This window comes from bacterium, from assembly GCA_035505375.1.
Classification (GTDB): Bacteria; Hydrothermota; Tepidihabitantia; order Tepidihabitantales; family Tepidihabitantaceae; genus UBA2258.
In genome coordinates, this window is record DATJQV010000069.1 from 48544 (window position 1) to 68012 (window position 19469).

Sequence of the window (19469 nt, forward strand, 5' to 3'; positions counted from 1 at the left end):
GGGAACGACTTGGGACACGACGGCGGGGACGAAGTCAAAAGACAGAGGCCAAGAGCCAAGAGTCAGAACCGGGGACGTGGAACGACGAACGGACGGACTCCGGGTTCACCGAGAGGGCGAAAAGAACTGAAGGTTTAATGACTCTCGCCAACCGAGCGTAACTCAATTACTCTCGGTCGGTTAGGCACTATCGGGTCACGGAGAATCCGCACATAGGGGTCGCCTGGGGGCTAGCCTTCGAAGAAGGAATAGGCTAAGGTTAAGGCTAAGGTTAAGAAGCAGATTTGAAGGGAGCATTGAGAGGAGCTTTGACGCGAGCTTTCGACTGAACTTTGAAGCAAGCAATGTGAGAAGCGATGCGTTGAGCTTTGACGTAAGCAATGCACGAAGCGATGAGGCGAGCTCTAAAATGAGCGATGGAATGAGCTTTCGAAGAAGCTTTCGACTGAGCTTTCGGGGGAGCTTCTTGAGGAGCTTTCCGATGAGCTTTCTGACGAGCTTTCAGCACGGCTTTGAGCTACGTGCTTGGGGGTCGTGCGAAGGACAATCGAATTCAGAAGCCAGAGACCAGAAACCAGAATGCAGAAGTGGAGAGGAAAGGGATAGAGGGATAGAGAGATTGAGGGATCGAGTGGAAGGAAGCGGGCGAAGCGAGAAGCCAGAGGCGAGAAGCTAGAGTGCAGAGCGAAGCCAAAAGGCAAAGGCCAAAGGCCAAAAGGCAAAACGGCGGTGAGGCGTAGCGCAGAACTCAGATGTCAGACGCTGGAAGTCAGCAGTCCCGACGGGAACGAGCAACGATGGACGTGAGAACGATGTACGGCGGTGGGCGGTTAGGCCGCTGCAAACTGGCGGACTTCGACCTGGGTGCTGTTGCGCGCGGTCTGTTCCGCCTCTTTGAGCAGCCGGTCGGCAATGGCCTGCTCGACGTAGTCCTCACCGCAGTTGGGACAGACTTGAGCCGGAACGCCCTTGAGGACGACCGTGAGGCCGTCGCGTTCCAGCGTGGCAGTGGCCGTTCCCGGCCGGGTCTCGGCTTGTTTGCACACGACGCACTTCATAGCACTTCAGAGGTCTTCGGGAGTGAGGCCGCTGTGTTTGGCGATTCGGGCCAGCATCCGCGGGCCGATTTCCTCTTGGTCGTGGAAAGCGAACAGGAAGTCAGGCCAGCCGGGTCGGCTGAGCACGCGCTGAGACGTTCCCGATTGTCGTTTGATGACCCACCCGATGCGAAGCAATCCGGCGAGGACCCGATTGGCCTTGGTTGAAGGCCAAGCGCTCATGCAGGCACGGCGAATACTTCCCGGAGCGCCGGGATTTCCTCGCCGTGTTCAATTCTGTCGGCAAGAACCCGCAGGGCCAGCGCCTTGACGTTGGCTATCACCGTCGCCCGGTCCGGACCGTACGCCATGACGCCGGGCAGGTCGGGGACCTCGGCTAGCCAGCGTCCGTCGTCTTCTCGATCTATCTCAATCTTCATTCACGCTCCAGTCTCTCGTCGGTGAGCAGCATCAAGACACGGCCGGGGCCAGGGGGTAGACAACGTCGGCGCGCAGGGCCGCGGCGGCAAAGGAAAGGGCCGCCCTGATCGCATCAGCGGTCAGCCGCGGGTACGCCGTCAGGATATCATCGACCGTTTCGCCCGCTGCGAGCTTTTCGAGAATCAGCTCGACCGTGATACGCGTACCGGCAATGACCAGCTTCCCCATCATGATGCTCGGGTCGGAAACGATGAGTCTGTCATTGTCGGCCTTCATGGCATTCATCCTGAGTAGAGTATCGCCGGGTTCAAGACGGCTGTCAAGGAAAGTGCGCAGGGACGGCGAGGGGTCCAGGGGTCGAGGATTCCAGGATTCCAGCGGCGGAGGGACTACCGACGAAGTGAGATGTTAGATGAGAGATGTTAGATGGCAGAAGTGCCAAGGAAAGGGATCGAGAGACCCAGGGACAGAGTGCGCGGACGGCGGTGGGCCGAAGGAAGGTCAGGTCGGATCAGGCGCCGGCGACGAATTCCGCAACCGAACGACAGGCTTCACGCATGTCCCAAAGCAGGGCGACGTCCCGGTCTTCAGGAAGCATATACGACCTCCGCCGTCGAGAGAATCGCCCGCCGGCGGAACGGGTTGCGCAGGCCGGCACGCTCAACCAGGTCGACTTCCCGGCCGAAGATGTCCTTAAGGTCCTCACGCAGTTCGACCAACTCAAGCAGGCTGGGATGGACCTCCGTGCCGAACGACACCAGTATGTCGACGTCACTGTCGGCTCGGAAGTCGTCGCGCAGCACCGAGCCGAACAACGCCAACTCGGCCACGCCGTAGCGCCGGCACAACTCGGCAATCTTCTGTCGGTCAAACCTCAGTTTCGGACTCATGCCTCAGTGTAGCTATTCATCCGACAGAAGTCAATGTGGGACGAAACAGGCTTGCGCGATCATAGGTTCAGGGGCCGCCTTCGGCGGCAGTGATGAGTGTCCAGATGGCAGAGTGCAGTGGGCAAGAGTTAGTGGTCCAGTGGTCAGGTGGTCGAGTGATCGGCTCTGAGAATCTGTGTTCATCCGTGTTCATCTGTGGTTAGCCCTCCTGGTGTCTCTGTGTCTTGGTGTAGCTGTCGGTTCCGCCATAGTGGCCGGCGGCTTCCCGCCGGCGGTTGGCCCGCGCGCGAAGCGAAACGGGCGGGTTGCCCCGCCCGTCTGATTGAAATCCGGCTGGTATTACCAGCGCGTGCCGGAGCCGCTGGAGCGGTCTTGCGAGCGCCCGCCGTAACCGCCGCGTGAACCGCCCTCAGTGCGCTCGCGCGCAATGTTGATGGTGAGCGGACGGTTGTCCATCGAATGGTTGGCCAGGGCCGCAATCGCGGCGGTGGCCGCGTCGGCGTTGCTCATCTCCACGAATGCAAATCCCCGGGAACGGTCCGTGAACTTGTCTTTCACTATGCTGACTGACGACACTTCGCCATGCGTCGAGAAGAGCTGGCGGAGCTGGTCTTCGGTTGCGCTGAAGGGAAGATTCCCTATGAAAACGCGCGTACCCATTATAGAACCTCCGAACTTGTTGTGCTTGGGAATCGTCTGGATCTAGGAGAGCGGTGAAACGAAGCTCACGAACTCACAGGACCGGAACGGGACACAAGCGGCTGTGGGGCCATGTCTTACATTACGTCGGCGGCGAGGCCCCGGTTGCGACCGACTGCTGATATTAACCGAAAATTCATCCATGTCAAGTTAAGTTTTGCCAGCGTGAGAGTGCGGACGCCGGATGAATCAGAAGTCAGAAACCCGGCATCGGAGCTGCCGAGGTAAGTCGAGAGACAGGATCCGGAGGCGCCAAGCGCCGCGCCGGTCGGCAATGAGTCGAATCAGTATCATTCTACGCGCGGCCGAAATCCGTCCTAAGCTACGTAATCTCAAGTCCCTAGCCCCATTTCGCCCAAGATCTCCTCCCCCGCCCGGGGGATTACCCTGCAGATAGTAGACAGGATTCAGTAGACAGTAGACAGGGGGGTTATCTCCACCGCAATTCCCGGATGAACCTCCACCGGAATTCGCCGGGTTGCTTCACCGGTTGCCCTCCGGTTTGCTCTCAGGGTTAGTCTACCCGTTGCTCCACCGGTTCCTCTCCGGGTTGGTCGGAGCGTTACGGCCCGAGTAAGTCCGTGGGTTCCCGTCCGGGTTACTCCCGAGGCAGCTCTGACCGTTGCTCTCCGGTTTGCTCGGAGGATTGCTTCCGGAGCTGCCATCTTCGTTGCTCTGCACGCACTGCGCGGCGTTCTCGGGTCGGTCAGTTGCCGAGGCCCATCTGTCCGCGCCAGCGTTTCTCCATCCGCTGTCGGAGTTTCTCGTCTCCGACCCCCGGTAATGCTCGGCGCGATTGGTACATCAGGTAGTACTCCTGTCGGGTGAGGCTCGCGATGCTGTCGAGCGCTGTCCGGTCAATCGCCGTGTCCGGCGGCTGCTGGAAGTTCTGCCAGCTAGATTCCACGGACCATCTGCTTATGTGGTTCTCCAGCCGCCTCATCTCCGGCCGGAAGCTGTCCACGACCACCATCCGGCTCCACGTTGGCGCGTCCTTCTGGAGCGATGCATAGAAACGGTCCCATTTGTGCAGGCGCTGCCACTGGGCCCAGGCGTAAACGCCCAGCTCCGCCACGTTCCCGGCCAGCGAAACCACGAGCAGAACCATTACCCATCTCGGTCTCACCTCGCACCTCCATCTTTCGTGACCCCGCTCGACTCCGCCATGAGCATGGAGTCGAGATACGCCCGCTCCATCTTCCGCTCGAGCTCGAATTGGTCTTGGCGCAGAAGGCGGGTGGTCCCCCGCTCGAATTCGTGCAGCAACCTGCTCACTTCCCGGTGGGACCTGGCGATCCGGTCGAGCACGTTACTCACCCGCACGGAGTCCGGGTTCGGTTCTTCGGCAAGAAACCCCAGTTCCTTGGTCGCCGCGCTCATGGTATCGTACCATGGCGCACGGGCCTTCTCAAAGTCGGCAAGCGCCCCCCAGACCTGGCGTCTTGTGGTGCCGGGCTTGAAGATCCTGGCCATACTCTGCTGGTCGATCCGCCAGTCCCGGTACTTCTCCAGACCGTAGAACCCCAGCACGCCGGCATTGACGGCAAGCGACAGCACGAGCAAGAGATAGAGCCATCGATGTTTCACTTGTCCTCCCCGTTTGGCAATTCAAGGCCGACCTGCGCGAGCCGGTCGGCGAAGCTCTGCTGCGGACCGACCGTCGCGCGGGCGAGCGCGGTCCCGAGCCAGACCCCGAGCGCGACCAGCACGACTGCCGCGGCCCTTGCCCAAATCCGGCTCAGCCCGCGCTGTCCGACCGGGGTCGCAATCAACCACGGCCCGGCCTGCACCTGGCGCTGTCTGACCCCGGCTATGATGCGGGTCGCAAGATAAGCAGGTACTTCCGGTTTCGGTTCCTGGCGGAGCATTGCGGCGTCGCTCTTCAGCAACTCCAGCTCCTGCCTGCAGTTAGCGCACCCGGCCACATGCTCTTCGACTGCCCGGGCTTCGTGTTCGCTCAGGCAGCGGTCGGCCAGGCTTACGAGCTTCTCTTTATCACACTTCATGTTCTTCACATTCGTAGACACACGACTCCCGATTGTCTATCGCCGACGTCCGTGTCAGGTCCCGGGCATGCACGTCCTCAAGCGCCCGTCTGACTCCAATCCTCGCCCGGTACAGCAGCGAATTCACCGAGGCCGGGCTGCGGCCCATCGCCGCGGCAATCTCTTCGTGGCTCATCTCTTCGTAGATGGAAAGCACGAGGGCCGAACGCTGGTCTGCGGGCAAAGCCTCGAGCGCGCGGCCGATGCGCTCCGAGAGCAGGCGCTGCCTCAGTGCCTCTTCCGGCTCATCACGACGCGGAGCCGGTATTTCCTCAGACACCGGGTCCGACGGCTTGCGGCGCGAAAGCCGGTTGATACAGAGATTGGTCGCAATCCGGAACAGCCAGGTCTTGAAACTCGCCTGACCCCTGAATCCCCTAAGTGCTTCCCATGCCTTGACAAACGCAACCTGAGTCATCTCCTCGGCTTCGGCGCCGTTCCGGCACGTCCGATACAGGTAACAGTAGACCGAAACGTGGTGCCGACGGACCAGTTCGTCAAACGCCGACAGGTCCCCGGCCTGCGCCTGCGCGACCAGTTGCCCGTCATCCATCTCGTTCACAATCTAGTAGACACACCACCGCGCCGCATCTCTCGCGGGGACGGACATCCAATCGCGCCGGTAGGGCGCTTCCTTCTCATCGGCTGCCTCCAGCGGCGACTGCCGGGCGACGTACGGCCCGGAGTTGCCGAGGAAGTCGATGTCGAACCGGCGGAGTCGGCTCATACCGGCTGCAAAAAACGCCCTCCTGGTTAGAGAGGGCGTCGAGCCGGGAGCAGCCGTAGCTACTTGATGGTAGCCGAGGTGAGTTCCTGGTCGGAAACCGTCTCCGCGTTGCCGACCGTATGGTCGTAGTAGGTCCTGACCAGTCCGGTGCCATTTGCGAACCACTGGTAAGTGTCAAAGCCGCTGTTGCTCAGTTTCACCTTCCATGCTCCCTTGTAGGTTCCGGCAGTCACCGTCACGTCTTCCTGGCCGACGACCGTGGCTGTCGAACCGCCCTCAGACCACGTCTGGCCGGCAGCCGGGTCCGAGGTGATCAAGGGTGTGCCGGTCGTGTCGGTGGTGTCCACGAAGACCCGTATGGTGTCGTTCACCTCGGCCACATAGAGGTAGACGGTCGTGGTGGTGGTCGTGTCGGGCGTCTTCGTGTGCGTCGAGATGTCCTGCTTGAACTTCACGACCGCTTTGCCGTTTACGAGGGTGGCGTTTTGCAGCGCGGTCAGGACTGTGGTGCCGGTGGACGCGGTGTCGAGGCTTCCCGTGGTTCCGGATAGCATGTACGTCGAGAAGTTCCACACGTTACCGACGGTTAAGGGAAACACGGAACCGGCCTTGGAGTTGCAGCTCGTGCTCAGCAGGGCGACGGCTGCGACCGCCGCGAGGGCATACAGACGTTTCACAGGCATGGGACCTCCTTTGGGGGAAGTGTAACGAGTGCTGGTGTGATGTCAAGCCTGAGTGCCGGCCGGTCGGCCGCGGGGCGACTATTCGCCCAGATACGGCGCGGGATTGTGCAGGAAATCGGTGGTGACGGTCAGCAGGACCTTGATGCCGGTGGGCAGCACGGCTTCGTCCATATCGAAACGGTCGGAGTGGTTCATGGCGGTGATGCCGCGAGCGGGGTTGCCGCCGCCGAGGAACAGGAACATGCCCGGAACGCGCTCGACGTAGCAGGCGAAATCCTCGCCGCCGAGGTTCGGCTCCATGTCGTCGTCAACGCTCGCAAAATGCGCCTTCAGGACCTCGGCCGCGTGCTTCGTAAACACCGGGTTGTTGACCAGCGGCGGGTAGGCGGGTTCCGCGTCAAGTGTGTAGCTGGGAGGCCGGGGACAGGCCGACGAAGCGCCTGCGTCGGACTCGGCGCGGGTCTGTCCCCAAGTCTGCGTGGTACCTTCCCCATTTTCGCGGCCATAGACGAGCATCAGGCCGTCGAGATTTGACCGGATGGCAGCGGCGATTGTTTCCGAGTCGCGCACGTCATAGGCCCGGAATGTTCCAACAACCTTGGCCTCGCCCGGAGTCTGGTTATGCTGCATGCCGGAATGGACCTCCCCGAATCCGAGCACGTAACGCGAGTTGGGGCTGAGCCGCTGACGAATGTCGGTCTGGATCGTGCTGATGAAGCGGGCTGCAATCTGTATGGGGTCAATGTTGTCTTGCGGGCACATGTGATGTCCGGGCTTGCCCTTGATGGTCACCTTGAATGTGCGGGTCGCGGCCATGAACGGCCCGGCACGGAATCCGATTCGCGACAGCGGCATGTTTCCGAAGATGTGGACCGCGATGATTGCATCGACGTCGTCCAGACAGCCTGCCTCGATCATCCGGCCCGCGCCTCCCGGCGGCACTTCCTCGGCCGGCTGGAAGATGAGCCGGACGTTGCCCGCGAGCTTGTCCCGGTGTTCCTGCAGCCAGCGCGCCGCGCCCAAGAGAATCGCCATGTGCCCGTCATGTCCGCAGGCATGCATCACGCCCGCGTTCTCCGAACGGTAATCGCGGTTCAGACTGGTTTCGGCCTCCTGAATCCGGAGCGCGTCCATGTCGGCACGGAGCGCGATACGACGCGACCGACTAACCACGGATGGACACTGATGAACACAGATGGCTTTGTCGGGGACATCTGCCCGGTTATCCGTGTTGGCCCCCGAGGCCCCTGTCAGGCAGTGCATCGGTGGTTCATCTGTCCTTCCGGTTCCATTGCCGCGGATGTCGGCAATCACGCCGGTCTGGCCTGCCCGACGATTCTCGATGCCAAGCCCGTTCAATATTTCCACGATCTTGTCCTGCGTCTTGTGTTCATCGAAGCTCGGCTCCGGATGGTGGTGGAACCAGCGCCTGAGATTCCTAACCCAGGAGACAAGGCTGTCGTCAAGCTCTATCATTTCCGCCGCCATCCTACGCCTGGCACTTCGGGCAGAGGTAGCACGCTCCTCCGAGATAGGCAATCTTCTCGATCTTCTTACCGCATTGGGGGCAGGGTTCTCCTGCGGTGTCAGCCGACATGATGCGCTCGTATCGGCCCGGGCGGCCGAACAGGTCGAGCTCGTCGGACCTACCGCCTTTGGCGATGACCTCGCGCACGGTCTTGATGATGGCATCGTGCAGCGTGCGGCGCTGCGCCGGCGATAGCTCGGCAAGCGCATGACGCGGGTGCAGCCCGGCCCGGAACATGATGTCCTGCGCCACCGAATTGCCCAGACCCGGTATCAACTGCTCCTGCGTGAGCAGCCCTTTCACGCTTCGCTTCTCGCCTTCAAGCAGCTCGTCCACCAGCCCGGTGAAGTAGGCGAACGTGAATTCCTTGTCCGCCGGCGTGCGCCGCATCCCTTTGATGTACTTCCGCTCCCGCTCCTTGCCTTGCTCGAACAGCTCCATCGCGCCCCACATCTGGGTCGTGACCGAAAGGGCCGACGCGTCCTCGAACTGAAGCAGCAGGTGGTACTTCCCCGGCAGGTCCGCGCCGGGCTCGTGGTACAGCAGACGGCCGCCACACTCGCCGAGCACGAGAACATAGCCCGGTTCGAGCGGGACCATCATCCAGCGTCCCCGGGCGCTGGCGGAGCCGACTCTCTTTCCCTTGGTCAGGCGCTCGAACTCGGCCGGTTTGCGGTTGTACCAGACGAACTTGTGCGGCGAGTTACCGAGCCGTCCTCGCTCGACGATCTTGCCGCGCAGGGTCTCGCTCATCTGCCGGGCAAGCGTCGCGCACTCGGGAAGCTCAAACATCGCGCCTCTGCGTAAGCCATGCGGGCAGCCGTCCGTTCTCGACCATAATGCGAATCAGGTTCTCCATGCCCGCGAACTGGCGCATGCAGAGTTCGTATTCCTCCTCAGTCAGGTCAGCGGTGCGCGGATAGCAGTAGAGCAACAGGCCTTCTTTGTTGCCCATCAGTGGTCTCACGTTCTTGCACGGGAAATCAGCACACAGACCGCAACTCTCGACGCCATTTTCCTTCGCGCATGGCCGGGCCGTGCACGACTTGTCGGCCAGCCTGCCGTCGCTGCGGCACCCGTCGCAGCGGACGTTCTCGACAGTGTACATCTGATGGCCGAACAGCTTGCGCCAGCCGTCAACCAGCTTCTGCCGCACGGCCGGGTCATCCGACCGCGCCGCACACAGGTCGCAGTTGTACCCGCAGTAACCCGTCATCTTCTCCACCCATGTCTCCTTCACCTGGCTGACGAGCCCTGCTTCGCTCGCAGCTTCTCCAGCCGCTCCCGCTGGCCCTTGAACACCGACGACTTCCAGGCCGACTGCAGTTGTTCGCACGGATACTTCGGACAGCGCCCACAGTTTGCGACGCCCATCTCCATCGCGCAGCAACGCACGGGACACTGCAGGCACCCCTTCAGGCACCTCGCATCAATCGTCGCGCACCCGTCGCAGATGATGTCGCGACTCAGGTCTTCGTAGAGGTCCTCTACCTTCTGACCTTCGGCCAGCTTGGGCTGTCGCTGCTTGCGCGCCCGCTTCATACCGGACTTCAGCATCGCCTGGAAGAGGCCCTTCATGTGCAGCTTCTCGCCCAGCCGCGGAAACCTGTAACCCGGGCACTTCGCACAGTCAATGCCGCAGTAGGCAATCATCTGTCTAGCCATTGGATAGAATCGGCGGAAACCGCCGGAAGTCAAGGATTCACAGAACTGGACGAGTCAGAATTCAGAATTGCGGACCGGACTGGGCAACCACGGATAAACGCAGATGGACACGGATACAGGACCCGGATAATCCAGAAATCAGAGATCAGAAAGCAGAATGCAGAATTGAGGATTCGGAAAGGACATCCGCAGATTACGCAGATGGCGCAGATTGGCCGGCCAGAACCCCTGGCCCCAGAACCCGGCTGCTGTGCGCCGGATCAGCCGAGTCGCTTGCGGAAGCGGGAGATGGCGATACCGAGTATCACGCACCCGAGCACGAAGAGCGAGAGGGCATCACGCCAGAGACTCGCCATGCCCACACCTTTGAGGAAGATACCCCGGATGATGGTCATGAAGTAGCGCAGGGGCAGGAAATACGTGACAAACTGCACGATCACCGGCATGTTGGCTATCGGGAAAGCAAAGCCGGAGAGTTGCATCATCGGCTGCATGATAAAGAACTGCGTGGTCATCGTCGCTTCCTGCTGGGTCTTGGCGAGGGTGGAGATGAGCAGCCCCAGTCCGAGCGTGGCAATCTCGAACACGAGGCAGAGGCCGAATAGAAGCGGGATGCTCCCTTTCAGCGGAACATGGAACCAGAGCGTGGCGACGACCAGGACCAGCACGACGTCGACAAGGCTCAAGACCGCGAACGGCGCGAGTTTGCCGATGATGAGCTCGTAGGGCCGGATGGGTGTGACGATGAGTTGCTCCATGGTGCCGGCTTCCTTTTCACGCACGATGGCGAGGCCCGTGAACATCATCGTCATCATCAGGAGCACCATCGCCAGCACCGCGGGCACCATGTAGTTGCGGCTGCGCAGGGTCGGGTTGTACCAGACCCGGATCTGGGGATTGATGGACGGCAGTTTCAGGCTGGCGCCGCTTCGGCTGAAAGCCGCCAGCAGTACCTGCTGCGAGTATTGCCCGACAATGAGCGCCGCGTAGCCGAGGCCGATGCCGGCCGAGTTGCTTTCCGATCCGTCGGCAATCGCCTGAACCTGCACCGTGCGGTGCGCCAGGATGCCGCTCTGGAAGCCCGGCGGCAGGACCAGCGCGAGCGATGCCGAGCCCTTGTCCATGGGCCGGTCAATGTCATTGGGCGACTGAACGTAGCCGACCAGGCGGAACTGACCCGAGCTTGTGAACCGTTCGACAAACTGACGGCTGGCGACGGTTCGGTCCTGGTCGCAGACGAGCAGGGGGATGTTGTTGACGTCGAGGTTGGCGGCATAGCCCAGGATGACAAGCTGAATCACCGGCGAGAGGAAGGACATGATGAACATACGGCGGTCGCGCCGGATCTGGATGAACTCCTTGCGCATGATGTGGAGGATGGTCCTCACGACAAACCTCCGGAGAATTTAGATTCCAGAATCCAGAGTCCAGAATTCAGAGCGTCCGAAATCCGGACTTCTGAGTTCTGGTTTCTGGTTTCTGAATTCTGATTTCGTTCGGTCCTCACGACATCTGCCTTCTCAGTCGGGCCGTGCTCAGGCTGATTGTCGCCACCGCGAACACGAGCAGAAATACCATCTGCGGCCAGAAGGTCGAGAGCCCGACGCCCTTGATGATGATCGCCCGCAGAATCGGAAGGAAGTACCGGGCCGGAATGATGTAGCTCACGACCTGGACCGGAATCGGCATGTTGCGCAGCGGGAAGATCCAGCCGGAAAGAAGGAACGAAGGCAGCATCGTCAGCAGCCCGGAGAACTGGTACGCCATTCGCTGCGTGCCGGCGATGGTGGATATCAGGAGCCCCATGCCCAGCCCGCCCGCGAGGAAAAGCCCGGTCGCAAGGAAGAGCAGGAGCCAGCTTCCTTTCACCGCAACGCCGAAAAGAAGCCAGCCACAGAGCACGATGACGGTCGCGCCGATGAGGGAAAGGACGATGTAGGGCACGCTCTTGCCGAGGATTACCTGCAACGGGTGCAGCGGCGAGACCACGAGTTGCTCCATGGTGCCCCGTTCCTTTTCCCGGACAACCGAAAGCGAAGTCGAGGTCACGGTCATGAGCAGAAGAATCTGGACGATGATACCGGGAATCAGAAAGCTGGCGCTGTTGAGTTCCGGGTTGTACCAGACCCGCGGCCGGTAGTCGATCGGCAGGGCCAGGTTGGTCCGGCCGATGCGCACCAGCGCCGCGGTCGTGAGTTGCTCGGAGTAGGCCTGCATGATTGCCCCGGAATAGCCGATTACGGTCGAGGCGGTGTTGGAGTTGGAACCGTCAACGGCTAACTGGACGGCCACGTTGCTGCCGCGCGCGAGGCTGTCCGCGAAGCCGGCCGGCACCACGAGCACGACCTGCGCCAGCCCGCCGTCGAGCACCTCGTCAACGCCCCGTTCGCTGGACAGGTATCGGCTGAGGTCGAAATACCCCGAGTGCAGGAAGCTCTGGGCGAAGTCGCGGCTCCGGCTGGTGTGGTCATTGTCGAGCACAGCCAGCGGGATGTGTTTGACGTCGAAGTTCAGAGCGTACCCGAAAAGCAGCATCATGAATATCGGGAAACCGAGCAGCACCGCCAGCGTGCGCCGGTCGCGCAGCATCTGGCGCACTTCCTTGACTGCGACCGGGCGCACGCGGCGCACGCGATTGACAAGCCTACTGGGCATACTCAGTCTCCGGCGCAAGGATGAAGGATGGGGGATGAAGGCGGAAGGATGAAGCCCGATTTCCGACTTCGGACTTCGGACTTTCCTGATTCATCCTTTCCCGTTTCATCCCTTCCACTTTCACCCTTTCTGCGTTTGGTGCTCAACCAGGTCAATGAACACGTCCTGCAGGGACGGCACTATCCTGCCGACGCGCTCAACCGCGATGCCACGGCCCGCGAGAGTAGTACGGATGCGTTCGGTGCCGCCCGCTTCGTCCTCGACCCGGACGTGCAGCGCGTCGCCGAATACCGCTGTCTCCAGCGCCCACGGCTGTTCCTGCAGCACGGCGAGCGCGTCGATGAGCCGGTCGCATCGCACCTCGAGAATCGGCGTCTTGAACGTGCGCGCCTTCAGCTCCTGGGGGCTGCCGCCGGCAATCAGCCGGCCGGCGTGAATCAGCATGACATGATTACAGTACTCGGCTTCGTCGAGGTAGTGCGTCGTGACGAAGACCGTCGTGCCGGCTTCGGCCAGCCGGTCAATCAACTCCCAGAACCGGCGCCGCGAGACCGGATCAACTCCGCTCGTCGGCTCGTCCAGAAAGATGATTTTCGGCTCGTGGAGAATCGCGCAGCCGAGCGCCAGGCGCTGACGCCAGCCGCCGGAAAGCTCGGATGTCAGGCTCTTCTCCCGACCGTGAAGCCCGGCCATGTCCAGCGCCCACGCGGCCCGCTCCCGCAGCTTCGGGATGGGAATCCCATACACACCGCCGAAGAATGTCAGGTTCTCCATCACGGTCAGGTCCGGGTAGAGCGAGAACTTCTGCGACATGTAGCCGATGTTCCGCTTCACCTGTTCCGATTGACGGGCCACGTCGAAGCCGCCCACCGTGGCCCGGCCCGAGCTCGGGCTCAAGAGCCCGCACAGCATTCGGATGATGGTCGTCTTGCCCGCGCCGTTTGCGCCGAGGAATCCGAGGATTTCCCCCCGTGCGACGTTGAACGTGACGTCGTCCACCGCGGTGAACCGGCCGAACCGCTTGGTCAGACCCAGGACCTCAATCGTGTTCAATGCAGCGGACTGGCTTCCAGGATTCGAGGATTCCGGGGGGCGAGTGTCCGGACTGGAATCTTTGATTCCTAGACCCCTTTCTCCAGGAGGGATATGAAGACGTTCTCCAGTGAAGGCGGGGTGACGCGCCAGCTCGTGACGTCGATGCCGGCTTCGACCAGGCACCCACGGATGCGGGCCGAATCAGGTTCAAGGTCCGGCACCACCACGTTCAGCCGGTCCCCGAACATCTGCACGTCGGCCCCGGGGACCCGGCGCACGATATCGCGAACCCGCCTTATCTCGGGTGCGACGATCTCAATCACTGCGCCCTTCATGAGGTTCTTGATGTTCTTCGGCGTGTCCGCAACGAGAAGCCTGCCCTGGTTTATCATCCCGACGCGGCTGCTGCGTTCAGCCTCATCGAGGTAGGGCGTAGTCAGGAGAATCGTGGTCCCCTGCTTCAGGAGGTCGGACAAGATGACCCAGAAGTCCCGGCGCGAAACCGGGTCAACGCCGGTAGTAGGTTCATCCAGGAGGATTATCTCCGGAGTGTGAACCAGCGTGCAGGCCAGGGCCAGCTTCTGTTTCATGCCGCCGGATAGTTGCTCGGCCAGGCGTTTACGGAACGGTGTCAGGCGGGTGAACTGGAGCAGCTCTTCGCGCCGGGCCTTGAAATTCGGAACGTCATGAATCTCGGCGAAGAACTGGATGTTCTCGTCCACTGACAGGTCGCCGTAGAGAGTGAACTGTTGAGAGAAGTACCCGACCTTCTGTTTGATGTAGCGCAGCCCGGACACAAGATCACGACCCAGGACGGTGGCCGAACCCCCGGTCGGTTTCACCAGTCCGCACAGCATCCGCAGGGCAGTGCTCTTACCCGCGCCGTCCGGCCCGACCAGGCTGAACATCTCCCCGCGCCGCACCTCCAGGTTCAGGTCGGCGACCGCCTCGATTGTCTCGAAGGACTTGGCCAGATGCCGGGTCTCGATTACGTTGTCAGGCACAAAAGGGAAAGGGATGAAATCGGAAAGGCTGAATCAGGAAGGTCGGGGCGGGACGTTCATCATTCATCCCTTCGCCTTCATCCCTTCTGCGGGTGCGACTTTGATGGTGGCGTCGGCCGGCAGCCCGGGCTTGAGCGTGCCGTCCGGATTTGGAATCTCGATTCTCACCCCGAACACCAGTTTCACCCGATCCTCGCGGGTCTGGATGTTCTTGGGCGTGAACTCGGCAGTGGGAGAGATGAACGTCACTCTGCCCGGGAAGACCTGCTTTGAGGCGGCATCAATCCTGACTTCCGCCGCCGCCCCGAGCTTCACCTTCGGCAGTTCCGTCTCACTCACGTAGATTGTGAGCTTCACCGTATCCAGCTTGCTCACCGAGACGATAACCGCGCCCGGAGTCGCCAGATCCCCGACCTCGACGGCTTTGCTGGTCACGGTACCGCTCAGCGGCGATATGACGTATGTGTTGTCGAGGGTTTTCTGAGCGAGGACAAGGGCTGCCTGGGCCTGAGCAACTCGGGTATCGGCATTGTCCTTCTCCTGCTTTGTCGCGCTACCGGACGCGAACAGCGCGTCCACCCGACGGGCATCGGCCTGCGCCAGATCAAGATTTGCCTTCGCCTGACTTACCGACGCGGAGGGCGCGATACGGTCAATCAGGGCGAGTGTTTCGCCCGGCTGCACATCGCTACCCTCATCCACCCGCAACTCGCGCACCTGTCCGGTCACTTGTGCGGCCACATTCACCTCGGTCGCCTCAATCGTCCCGGAAGCGCGGACGCTGGCCGTCTCGCCTGACCTTGAACAAGCAGTCAAAGTCAGCACCATCCCGACGCAAACTGCAATCGACGTAATTCTCATAGTCTGCCTTCTTTCGACTACCGCATTCTGACCAATGATTCGCATGCCGGCCTGTGTTGCTTGTTCGGCTCCGGTCCCGGATCTCCTGCTCTTGGACCAAACGGCGGTCAGGAGCCTACCGCCGGTCGCGTCGCCCGCCCGACTCCCGGAGGAACTGGCCGCTTCTAGTCCGACCCGGTTGAAGTCCGACGTTGACGGTCAAGGAAACTGACCGGTCAGTCAGTATAGGAACTCCAGCCTGAAGGTCAAGGACGAGCGCCGCCGCGTGCGCAGCGGGAACCCCGGCCTCCCGACCGGCTCAACCGGTCAGCGTCTTGATGACGGGACGGTGTCGCTCGACTGGGGCTATAGACGACGGCTGTCATATGCCCAGTTGAGCAATGCCTGTCGCTGTCGAGGCCTGCAGGTCAGGTCGGCCCTAGGACAGTGCTTCGTGAGCTGGGCGATGTGCCGCGTCATCGCCTTCCAGCGTCCGATTTGCCGATCGTCGTCAGGTCCGCGACGGCCCATGTAATAGCGGCAGTACCACTGGAACCAACCGCGCGGGTCATCCGGGTGAATCCAGCCTTTCTTCCGCCAAACTGAGAGCGGCTGCGAGGCATTGACGTTGAAGAAGTTCAGCTCCGGCTTGTGTTGCTCGGAGCAGAGTCGGGCTCGCGCAAACCAGCTCTTCGGGAACTCGGCCCGGCAGTCGGTCATGTACTTGCCGCCGAACACACCCAGTTCGAGCATCCTCCTCGGGGTCAGCTCGGGCTTGAACTCGGGGTGGAAGTTCCTGCCGGCCGGCTCGGTGAGATGGTATACATACCCCTTTTGCATCAGGTCATTGACGACCACTCGCCGGCCGGCCCCCGCGCGGCTCAAGGTTGATTCGGTCTGGCCAGCTTGCGGCAGATGAACGCGGCGCCCAGCGCCTCGACGAAACTGAACGGAACCGCGATGGGCAGGATGCTGACGGGCAGAACCGAGAGATTCCCGATGACGACCCACATCATCACGTAGCCCATCACCCACGCGATGAGCGTAGTCTGCGGCAGATTGAACCGCCGGGAAATGGCGAAGGTCGTACCTGACATCAGGAACGACCAGACCATCCACATCATCCCGTTCACCGGCTTGGACGGGAACTCAAGTCCCATGCCCCGGTAGTAGTTCTGCCACTTTGACACGAGCACGAGCTGGTTCCGCACGAACTCGCACAGCCCGACCCACAATCCCGCCACCACTACTGTCAGTATTATCTTCCCTGCACCCGTCTTCGCTTCGTTCACATTCTTCTCCTCATCGCTTCGGTCGTCTTAAACTATCTACGCAGAGTTCACCGCTAGACGGTATCATCGCGGGATTGTAGGCAACTGCCATGGACGGGTCAAGGACAGTATCGTCCGGCCTCGGCCGGCTCGTCGCCGCGGGCGTAACTTGACTCCGCCTCGCCGCGTTCTATCCTGTGCAAACCAAGTTCTGAGGAGGTTGCGTGTTTGACGAATTGCAGAGAATGCTCGGGCTCGTCCGCGCCGACTATGCCGACCTGCGCTACGAACTCGTGCGCGAAACCAGCATCGATTTCAGCGGCCGCGAGCTGACCGGGCTGTCGGCGAGCTCGACCGACGGCTTTGTGTGGCGCGTCCTGAAGGACGGCGGCTGGTCTCAGGTCTCGTTCACCAAACCTGAGGACGCGGAACGGGCCTGCCGCTCGGCCCTTGAGAATGCGGAAGTCCTGTCCCGCGGCGGTGCGAGGCCGGTACGGCTGGCACCGGCCCCGCCGGCCAGAGACGAATTCCACCCGAAGCTGAACGAAGACCCGCGTTCGGTTCCGATTGAGGAAAAGCTGGGACTTGTGCGGCGCTACAACGACATCGCGTTCGAGCACCCGAAGGTGGCCACGACCCAGGCCGGCTACTGGGACCTGATCCGCGACAAGTATTTCGTGTCGACCGAGGGCGCACGCCTGCGCGAGGAACTGGTGACCGCGCGAATCCTCGGCTCGATAGTAACCAAGGAAGGCAGCCTGACTCAGACCGTGCGGTTCGGGTTCGGCGGCAGCGACGGGATGGCGCGCCTGCGCGGACGGGAAGCCGAAATGGCCGACCGCGTGAAGATATGCGTCGACCTGCTCAAAGCCGAGCCGGTCAAGGCCGGGGAGTACCGCGCGGTGCTCGACCAGTCGCTCGCCGGCGTTTTCACCCATGAGGCGTTCGGCCACTTTTCCGAGGCCGACCTCATCGAGGATTCGCCGACGATGCGCGAGAAGATGACGATCGGCGCGAAACTCGGCAACGACGTGCTCTCGATAACCGACGACCCGACCCGACCCGGCCAGCTTGGATTCTACCGCTACGACGACGAAGGCGTGGCGGCCCGGCCCGTTACCTTAATGAAGGACGGCGTACTCACGGGCCGGCTCCACTCACGCCGGACCGCTGCCGAGTTCGGCGAGCCGATTACCGGCCACTGCGTGGCTGAGGACTACCGCTACCCTCCCATCATCCGGATGGGCTGCATCTTCATCGAGCCGCGCGACAAGCCCAAGGATGAGCTGTTGTCCCGACTTGGCGACGGACTGTACCTCTGCAACCACATGGGCGGCCAGACTACCGGCGAGAATTTCACTTTCGGAGCCCAGTTCGGCTACGAGGTGAAGGACGGCAAACCGGGCAAGATGCTCCGCGACATCAACATCTCGGGCAACCTGTATGCAACCCTGAAGAACATCAGCGCGGTGGGGAATGACCTGACCCTGCGCGAGGTCGGCGGTTGCGGCAAGGGACAGACGAACAACCGGTCCTGCAACGGCGCGCCCCACGTGCTCGTGGAAAGCCTGGTAGTGGGAGGCAGATAATGGAACGACTGCTGGAAATCGCCCGCAAGAATGCCGATGCCGCGACCGTGTTCGGCACGAGCGACACAAGTGACGGGGTGGAGTTCGAGAACGGCCGGCTCAAGGCCGCGGACACCAGTCTCAGTTCCGGCACGGCGCTGACCCTGGTCAAGGAAGGGAAGCAAGGGCTCGCATACACTCGCAACCTGATTGACCGCGAAGGCCTTGTGCGCGACGCCCTGGCCGCACTGGCCGGCGGAGTCGAGGCTCCCGGCGAACTGCCGAAGCCGGTGAAGCTGCCGAAGCTCGCCACGGCGCAGGAGGCTGCCGGCGGCAATGCGGCGCTGGCCGAGGAATGCCGCCGGATGACCGAGTGGCTGTCAGGACGGGTGAAGGGCCAGGTCAACGTGATGGCTGCCCACAGCACCCGCGACCTGCGCGTAATGACGAGCAGCGGCGTGGATGCGTCCACGCATCAGACGAGTTACTTCGCCATGGCCGGTGTCCTGTACCCCGGCTCCTACTCGGGAGTCAGGCGCGTACTCTCTGCCAAGGCACCGGTCCCGTTTGCCGAAGAAGACCTCCGGTTCATTGCCGACATCTACAACGCGTCGGAAAAGGAGGCGAAGGGTGTCTCCGGTAGAACCCGTGTGCTCTTCCTGCCGAACGCCGTCTTCGCGCTGGCCTGGCGCCTGCTCACGGCGACCAACGCCCGCTTCGTGTACGAAAAGGTGTCGCCGCTCGCCGGCCGCATCGGCGAGCAGGTGCTCAGCGACAGGCTGACACTCAAGGACGAGCCCTTGAACGACAGCCTGCCCGGCGCGCGCTCACTCGACGACGAAGGCACGCCCTGTCGCGACCTGGCACTGTTCGAGCATGGTGTGCTGAAGAGCTTCTACAATGACCGGTTCTACGCACATAAGACGGGCGCGGCGCCGACCGGGCACGGATATCGTGGCGGAATCACTTCGCCGCCGTCGCCGTCGCTCGAGCACGCCACGATTTCCCCCGGCGAGCACTCGCTCGCGCAGATGGTGAAGCTCCTCGGTCGTGGGGTCATCGCATCCGACGTGATGGGAGCGCACTCCGGCAACCGTCTCCACGGCGACTACTCGGTCGGGCTTGCACCCGGGCTCTGGGTCGAGGACGGTAAGATTGTCGGCGTGGTCAAGGACTCGATGGTTTCAGGTAACGTCTACGAAGACATGAAGAATGTCGTCGCGGTCGAGGACACCGTCCACGACGCGCCGATGGGTCGGTTCCCGGCCCTGTTGCTCGACAACATCAGCTTCACGACCCGCGGCTAGTATCCGTTCTCGATAGCAAGGGGCGGCACGCGCCGCCCCTTCCCTTCCCTCCGCACGTCTGACTTCTTACATCT

General features: G+C 61.9%; 25 protein-coding genes. 2 read left to right on the forward strand and 23 right to left on the reverse strand.

Annotated elements, in window-relative coordinates; translation table 11 throughout:
• Window positions 1-830 precede the first annotated feature (830 nt).
• The 23 genes from VMH22_10935 to VMH22_11045 form a co-directional block, all read right to left on the reverse strand.
• Entirely contained in the window at window positions 831-1058 is a 228-nt protein-coding gene (locus VMH22_10935; GenBank protein HTW92211.1) for a type II toxin-antitoxin system MqsA family antitoxin, read from the reverse strand.
• A gap of 6 nt (window positions 1059-1064) precedes the next feature.
• A complete protein-coding gene (locus tag VMH22_10940; protein ID HTW92212.1) occupies window positions 1065-1280 on the reverse strand; it encodes a type II toxin-antitoxin system HicA family toxin in 216 nt (71 codons plus the stop codon).
• Window positions 1277-1477: a type II toxin-antitoxin system HicB family antitoxin gene (locus VMH22_10945; protein HTW92213.1), complete on the reverse strand. Its 201-nt coding sequence runs from the start codon at window positions 1475-1477 to the stop codon at window positions 1277-1279. Before VMH22_10945 ends, VMH22_10940 begins: the two co-directional genes overlap by 4 nt.
• Before the next feature lie 31 nt (window positions 1478-1508).
• Window positions 1509-1754 (reverse strand): DUF433 domain-containing protein, encoded by a 246-nt coding sequence (locus VMH22_10950; GenBank protein ID HTW92214.1) that lies wholly within the window; start codon window positions 1752-1754, stop codon window positions 1509-1511.
• 311 nt (window positions 1755-2065) lie between these two features.
• Window positions 2066-2368 carry a nucleotidyltransferase family protein gene (locus VMH22_10955; GenBank protein HTW92215.1) on the reverse strand — a complete coding sequence of 101 codons (303 nt, stop codon included), beginning with the start codon at window positions 2366-2368 and terminating at the stop codon, window positions 2066-2068.
• Between the two features lie 339 nt (window positions 2369-2707).
• A complete protein-coding gene (locus tag VMH22_10960) occupies window positions 2708-3028 on the reverse strand; it encodes an RNA-binding protein (protein ID HTW92216.1) in 321 nt (106 codons plus the stop codon).
• A 745-nt stretch (window positions 3029-3773) separates the two neighbouring features.
• Entirely contained in the window at window positions 3774-4193 is a 420-nt protein-coding gene (locus VMH22_10965; GenBank protein HTW92217.1) for a hypothetical protein, read from the reverse strand.
• The gene (locus VMH22_10970; GenBank protein HTW92218.1) at window positions 4190-4654 is read right to left on the reverse strand and encodes a hypothetical protein; all 465 of its coding nucleotides are present in this window, start codon (window positions 4652-4654) and stop codon (window positions 4190-4192) included. Before VMH22_10970 ends, VMH22_10965 begins: the two co-directional genes overlap by 4 nt.
• The gene (locus VMH22_10975) at window positions 4651-5073 is read right to left on the reverse strand and encodes a zf-HC2 domain-containing protein (protein ID HTW92219.1); all 423 of its coding nucleotides are present in this window, start codon (window positions 5071-5073) and stop codon (window positions 4651-4653) included. The genes VMH22_10970 and VMH22_10975 overlap by 4 nt, the downstream gene beginning before the upstream one ends.
• A complete protein-coding gene (locus VMH22_10980) occupies window positions 5063-5665 on the reverse strand; it encodes a sigma-70 family RNA polymerase sigma factor (GenBank protein HTW92220.1) in 603 nt (200 codons plus the stop codon). The genes VMH22_10975 and VMH22_10980 overlap by 11 nt, the downstream gene beginning before the upstream one ends.
• A gap of 12 nt (window positions 5666-5677) precedes the next feature.
• Window positions 5678-5839, reverse strand: coding sequence for a hypothetical protein (locus VMH22_10985; GenBank protein ID HTW92221.1), 162 nt, complete (start codon window positions 5837-5839; stop codon window positions 5678-5680).
• 59 nt (window positions 5840-5898) lie between these two features.
• On the reverse strand, window positions 5899-6522 hold the full coding sequence (locus VMH22_10990) for a hypothetical protein (protein HTW92222.1): 624 nt from the start codon (window positions 6520-6522) through the stop codon (window positions 5899-5901).
• Between the two features lie 78 nt (window positions 6523-6600).
• The gene (locus VMH22_10995; GenBank protein HTW92223.1) at window positions 6601-7998 is read right to left on the reverse strand and encodes an amidohydrolase; all 1398 of its coding nucleotides are present in this window, start codon (window positions 7996-7998) and stop codon (window positions 6601-6603) included.
• A 13-nt stretch (window positions 7999-8011) separates the two neighbouring features.
• On the reverse strand, window positions 8012-8842 hold the full coding sequence (locus tag VMH22_11000; GenBank protein ID HTW92224.1) for a DNA-formamidopyrimidine glycosylase family protein: 831 nt from the start codon (window positions 8840-8842) through the stop codon (window positions 8012-8014).
• Window positions 8835-9266, reverse strand: coding sequence for a DUF3795 domain-containing protein (locus VMH22_11005; protein ID HTW92225.1), 432 nt, complete (start codon window positions 9264-9266; stop codon window positions 8835-8837). The genes VMH22_11000 and VMH22_11005 overlap by 8 nt, the downstream gene beginning before the upstream one ends.
• A 20-nt stretch (window positions 9267-9286) precedes the next feature.
• A complete protein-coding gene (locus tag VMH22_11010; protein HTW92226.1) occupies window positions 9287-9715 on the reverse strand; it encodes a DUF3795 domain-containing protein in 429 nt (142 codons plus the stop codon).
• A gap of 260 nt (window positions 9716-9975) precedes the next feature.
• Window positions 9976-11103, reverse strand: a complete 1128-nt coding sequence (locus tag VMH22_11015) for an ABC transporter permease (GenBank protein HTW92227.1) — start codon at window positions 11101-11103, stop codon at window positions 9976-9978.
• A gap of 115 nt (window positions 11104-11218) precedes the next feature.
• Window positions 11219-12370 (reverse strand): ABC transporter permease, encoded by a 1152-nt coding sequence (locus VMH22_11020; GenBank protein HTW92228.1) that lies wholly within the window; start codon window positions 12368-12370, stop codon window positions 11219-11221.
• Between the two features lie 120 nt (window positions 12371-12490).
• Window positions 12491-13423, reverse strand: a complete 933-nt coding sequence (locus VMH22_11025) for an ABC transporter ATP-binding protein (GenBank protein HTW92229.1) — start codon at window positions 13421-13423, stop codon at window positions 12491-12493.
• A 68-nt stretch (window positions 13424-13491) separates the two neighbouring features.
• On the reverse strand, window positions 13492-14409 hold the full coding sequence (locus VMH22_11030; protein ID HTW92230.1) for an ABC transporter ATP-binding protein: 918 nt from the start codon (window positions 14407-14409) through the stop codon (window positions 13492-13494).
• 63 nt (window positions 14410-14472) lie between these two features.
• Window positions 14473-15270, reverse strand: a complete 798-nt coding sequence (locus tag VMH22_11035; protein HTW92231.1) for an efflux RND transporter periplasmic adaptor subunit — start codon at window positions 15268-15270, stop codon at window positions 14473-14475.
• A 345-nt stretch (window positions 15271-15615) separates the two neighbouring features.
• Window positions 15616-16089: a hypothetical protein gene (locus tag VMH22_11040; GenBank protein HTW92232.1), complete on the reverse strand. Its 474-nt coding sequence runs from the start codon at window positions 16087-16089 to the stop codon at window positions 15616-15618.
• Between the two features lie 41 nt (window positions 16090-16130).
• Complete coding sequence (locus VMH22_11045) at window positions 16131-16541, reverse strand: hypothetical protein (GenBank protein HTW92233.1); 411 nt, start codon at window positions 16539-16541, stop codon at window positions 16131-16133.
• A 203-nt stretch (window positions 16542-16744) separates the two neighbouring features.
• On the opposite strand from VMH22_11045, the gene VMH22_11050 reads away from it, so the two are divergent.
• Together VMH22_11050 and VMH22_11055 are read left to right on the forward strand one after the other, a co-directional pair.
• On the forward strand, window positions 16745-18109 hold the full coding sequence (locus VMH22_11050) for a TldD/PmbA family protein (GenBank protein ID HTW92234.1): 1365 nt from the start codon (window positions 16745-16747) through the stop codon (window positions 18107-18109).
• Window positions 18109-19395 carry a metallopeptidase TldD-related protein gene (locus VMH22_11055; protein HTW92235.1) on the forward strand — a complete coding sequence of 429 codons (1287 nt, stop codon included), beginning with the start codon at window positions 18109-18111 and terminating at the stop codon, window positions 19393-19395. Before VMH22_11050 ends, VMH22_11055 begins: the two co-directional genes overlap by 1 nt.
• Window positions 19396-19469 lie beyond the last annotated feature (74 nt).

Coding starts and splice junctions, on each gene's coding strand:
- VMH22_11005 (HTW92225.1), bottom strand. CDS start 9,266: ATGACGGGTTACTGCGGGTACAACTGCGACCTGTGTGCGGCGCGGTCG.
- VMH22_11035 (HTW92231.1), bottom strand. CDS start 15,270: ATGAGAATTACGTCGATTGCAGTTTGCGTCGGGATGGTGCTGACTTTG.
- VMH22_10960 (HTW92216.1), bottom strand. CDS start 3,028: ATGGGTACGCGCGTTTTCATAGGGAATCTTCCCTTCAGCGCAACCGAA.
- VMH22_11055 (HTW92235.1), top strand. CDS start 18,109: ATGGAACGACTGCTGGAAATCGCCCGCAAGAATGCCGATGCCGCGACC.
- VMH22_10945 (HTW92213.1), bottom strand. CDS start 1,477: ATGAAGATTGAGATAGATCGAGAAGACGACGGACGCTGGCTAGCCGAG.
- VMH22_10950 (HTW92214.1), bottom strand. CDS start 1,754: ATGAAGGCCGACAATGACAGACTCATCGTTTCCGACCCGAGCATCATG.
- VMH22_10935 (HTW92211.1), bottom strand. CDS start 1,058: ATGAAGTGCGTCGTGTGCAAACAAGCCGAGACCCGGCCGGGAACGGCC.
- VMH22_10980 (HTW92220.1), bottom strand. CDS start 5,665: ATGGATGACGGGCAACTGGTCGCGCAGGCGCAGGCCGGGGACCTGTCG.
- VMH22_11020 (HTW92228.1), bottom strand. CDS start 12,370: ATGCCCAGTAGGCTTGTCAATCGCGTGCGCCGCGTGCGCCCGGTCGCA.
- VMH22_10975 (HTW92219.1), bottom strand. CDS start 5,073: ATGAAGTGTGATAAAGAGAAGCTCGTAAGCCTGGCCGACCGCTGCCTG.
- VMH22_11000 (HTW92224.1), bottom strand. CDS start 8,842: ATGTTTGAGCTTCCCGAGTGCGCGACGCTTGCCCGGCAGATGAGCGAG.
- VMH22_10990 (HTW92222.1), bottom strand. CDS start 6,522: ATGCCTGTGAAACGTCTGTATGCCCTCGCGGCGGTCGCAGCCGTCGCC.
- VMH22_10985 (HTW92221.1), bottom strand. CDS start 5,839: ATGAGCCGACTCCGCCGGTTCGACATCGACTTCCTCGGCAACTCCGGG.
- VMH22_10940 (HTW92212.1), bottom strand. CDS start 1,280: ATGAGCGCTTGGCCTTCAACCAAGGCCAATCGGGTCCTCGCCGGATTG.
- VMH22_11010 (HTW92226.1), bottom strand. CDS start 9,715: ATGGCTAGACAGATGATTGCCTACTGCGGCATTGACTGTGCGAAGTGC.
- VMH22_11040 (HTW92232.1), bottom strand. CDS start 16,089: ATGCAAAAGGGGTATGTATACCATCTCACCGAGCCGGCCGGCAGGAAC.
- VMH22_10955 (HTW92215.1), bottom strand. CDS start 2,368: ATGAGTCCGAAACTGAGGTTTGACCGACAGAAGATTGCCGAGTTGTGC.
- VMH22_10995 (HTW92223.1), bottom strand. CDS start 7,998: ATGATAGAGCTTGACGACAGCCTTGTCTCCTGGGTTAGGAATCTCAGG.